This is a genomic window from Polaromonas sp. P1_E3 (assembly GCF_056405935.1).
In genome coordinates, this window is the sequence record NZ_JBFUBD010000353.1 from 1 (window position 1) to 2,748 (window position 2,748).

Below are 2,748 nucleotides of genomic sequence, written 5' to 3' on the forward strand. Positions count from 1 at the left end.
CGTCCGTGCCGCTGACCTGCGCCTTCTGCCTGCCCGGTGGGCCCGAAAGCATGGTCGAGGTTAAAACCAAAACGCCGGTGAAATACAGCATGGAGCCGGTGGTGGTGGAGGGGCGCTTCCTCGTCTTGAATGACGACTCCTATGGCCTTTACTACCGCATCACGGATGCCACCAGCGTAAGGTAATAGTCCGGCACAAACTGCCGTGGTTGACGCTTTTCAAGCGGGGCCGCCCCGCAAAATACGGAGACGGCACCGAAACGGCCTGGCAACCTGCACGCTAAGATCACGCGGATGAACCAGCTTGTCTTCGTGTCCCTGCTTCCTGTCGTGTTGTTGATTGCTACAGGTTTTATAGCTGGTCGCGCACAGTGGATAAGGCCCGGAGCGATAAAAGACCTTTCAAACCTGATTTTCCTGCTGCTTACGCCGGCGCTGCTGTTCCGCACCATGAGCAAGGTGCGCATTGAGCAGCTGGACTTCAAGCCCGTGCTGGCCTACTTTTTGGCCGTGATCATCCTGTTTGGCGGCACGCTGCTGCTGCAGGGCTTTAACCGCCGAGCCGCCGTGCTGGCGCTGGCCAACACTTTTTCGAACACCGTCATGATCGGCATCGCGCTGGTCGGGTTGATGTACGGGCCTGAAGGGCTGGTGACGCTTTTTACGCTGGTCTCGGTGCATTCGCTGGTGCTGCTGACCAGCGCCACGGTGGTGCTGGAGCTGGCGGTCGCGCATGAACAAAAGCTGGGCACGTCTGATGAAGTCACCACCGCACCACGCCACCCAGTGGCCACGGTGCTGATGGCCGTGAAAAACGCGCTGCTGCATCCAGTGCCGCTGCCCATCATTGCCGGCCTGTTGTTTGCGCAGACGGGCCTCACGATTCCCGCCGTGGTCGACAAGCCGCTGGAACTGCTGGCCAACGCCTTCGGCCCGCTGGCGCTGGTGCTGGTGGGCGTGACGCTGGCCAACACCCGCGTGGGTGAGCACTGGCGCCAGGCGCTGGCTTTGGCCGGGGTGAAAAACCTGCTGCACCCGCTGCTGGTGTTTGGCCTGTGCCGCCTGCTGGGTGTGGGCGGCGTGCCGATGGCGGTGATGGTGGTGGCGTCGGCCTTGCCCATTGGCGCCAATGTGTTTTTATTTTCCCAACGCTACAAGGTCGCAGAAGACCTGATCACCGCGAGTGTCGTGGTGTCCACCGCGCTGGCCTTGGTGACCTTGACCGTTGTGCTGCTGCTGGTCGGGCGGTTTGTCTAAATCTCATTCGCGGAGCCCTTGATGCAATTCCTCCAGTCCCTGCCGGTATCGGCGCAAACCATCGGCCTGCTGCTGCTGTCCAATGTGTTCATGACCTTTGCCTGGTACGGACACCTGAAAAACCTGGCCACCTCGCCCTGGTACGTCGCAGCGCTGATCAGCTGGGGCATCGCACTGTTTGAATACCTGCTGCAGGTGCCCGGCAACCGCATCGGCTTTACCCAGTTCAGCGTCGGACAGCTCAAGATCATGCAGGAGGTCATCACGCTCAGCGTGTTCGTGCCTTTTGCGGTGTTCTACCTGGACGAGCCACTAAAGCTCGACTATCTATGGGCCGCACTCTGTATGGTGGGCGCCGTTTACTTCATCTTCCGAAGCTCATAAGGCCCCCACGGTCGCTCACTTCGTGTAGCTCCCTGCCCCCCGAGGGGGCCGCCCGCCTGCGGCCCGGCAAAGCCGGTTCCGCGGCTCGAGCTGGTTCTGGGGAAGGGACGGCCAGACGGTTAAACTTCGGGCAGTCACAAAAACGTCATATTTTTGACACATTCCCCCCAGGAGTCCCCATGCTGTTTGGCAAATTGCTGCCGCGCGAAGGCAATTTTTTCGAGATGTTCAACCAGCATGCCGAACGCATCGTCGAAGCCGCCCACGCGTTTTCGAACCTGGTCGCGAACTACGCCGACGTGCAAAAGCGCGAAGCTTTCAACCGCGAAGTCGACCACGCCGAGCGCGCGGCCGACCGCATCACGCATGAAGTCAACCGCGCGCTGCACAAGACTTTCATCACCCCGATCGACCGCGAGCAGATTCACAAGCTGATCAACACCATGGACGACGTGGCTGACCTGATCCAGGATTCGGCTGAAACCATGGCGCTGTATGACGTGCGCCACATGACGGAAGACATCGTCCGGCTGACCGACCTCAGCGTCAAATGCTGCGAGCGCCTGCAGGATGCCGTGGCGCTGATTGAAAAAGTCAGCGACGCCGCGACGGCCGAGGCCGCCCTCAAGACCTGCGAGGAAATTGACAAGCTTGAGTCCGACGCCGATCGCGTGATGCGCTCAGCCATGAGCCGGCTGTTCCGGGAAGAGCCCGATGTGCGGGAAGTGATCAAGCTCAAGGCGGTCTACGAGTTGCTGGAGACCATCACCGACAAGTGCGAAGACGTGGCCAACCTGATCGAGGGCATCGTCCTCGAGAATTCCTGATCACGGGCGGCTGAACCATGCAAACCGTACAGGCCGCCCTGTGGGTGGTGTTCCTGCTGGTCTTCCTGGCCATTGCCTTCGACTTCATGAACGGCTTTCATGACGCGGCCAATTCCATCGCCACGGTGGTCTCGACGGGCGTGCTCAAGCCGGGGCAGGCGGTGCTGTTCGCCGCCTTCTTCAACTTTCTGGCGTATTTCATCTTCCACCTGAGCGTGGCGGCGACCATAGGCAAGGGCATCGTGATGCCCGGGGTGGTCGACACCCACGTGGTATTCGGG

4 protein-coding genes and 1 pseudogene are annotated in these 2,748 nt (G+C 60.7%); all 5 read left to right on the forward strand.

Annotated elements, in window-relative coordinates; all coding sequences use genetic code 11:
- Positions 1-185 (forward strand): annotated as a pseudogene (locus tag AC1D0Z_RS19020) (DUF3299 domain-containing protein); the annotation flags it as partial.
- Between the two features lie 108 nt (positions 186-293).
- Positions 294-1,256: an AEC family transporter gene (locus AC1D0Z_RS19025; RefSeq protein ID WP_477659751.1), complete on the forward strand. Its 963-nt coding sequence runs from the start codon at positions 294-296 to the stop codon at positions 1,254-1,256.
- A 21-nt stretch (positions 1,257-1,277) separates the two neighbouring features.
- A complete protein-coding gene (locus AC1D0Z_RS19030) occupies positions 1,278-1,640 on the forward strand; it encodes a DMT family protein (RefSeq protein WP_477659752.1) in 363 nt (120 codons plus the stop codon).
- Positions 1,641-1,819: 179 nt separating this feature from the next.
- Positions 1,820-2,467 (forward strand): DUF47 domain-containing protein, encoded by a 648-nt coding sequence (locus AC1D0Z_RS19035; protein WP_477659753.1) that lies wholly within the window; start codon positions 1,820-1,822, stop codon positions 2,465-2,467.
- Between the two features lie 17 nt (positions 2,468-2,484).
- Positions 2,485-2,748: inorganic phosphate transporter (locus AC1D0Z_RS19040; RefSeq protein ID WP_477659754.1), on the forward strand; the 264-nt coding region annotated here is incomplete at its 3' end.

Coding starts and splice junctions, on each gene's coding strand:
- AC1D0Z_RS19025 (WP_477659751.1), top strand. CDS start 294: ATGAACCAGCTTGTCTTCGTGTCCCTGCTTCCTGTCGTGTTGTTGATT.
- AC1D0Z_RS19030 (WP_477659752.1), top strand. CDS start 1,278: ATGCAATTCCTCCAGTCCCTGCCGGTATCGGCGCAAACCATCGGCCTG.
- AC1D0Z_RS19035 (WP_477659753.1), top strand. CDS start 1,820: ATGCTGTTTGGCAAATTGCTGCCGCGCGAAGGCAATTTTTTCGAGATG.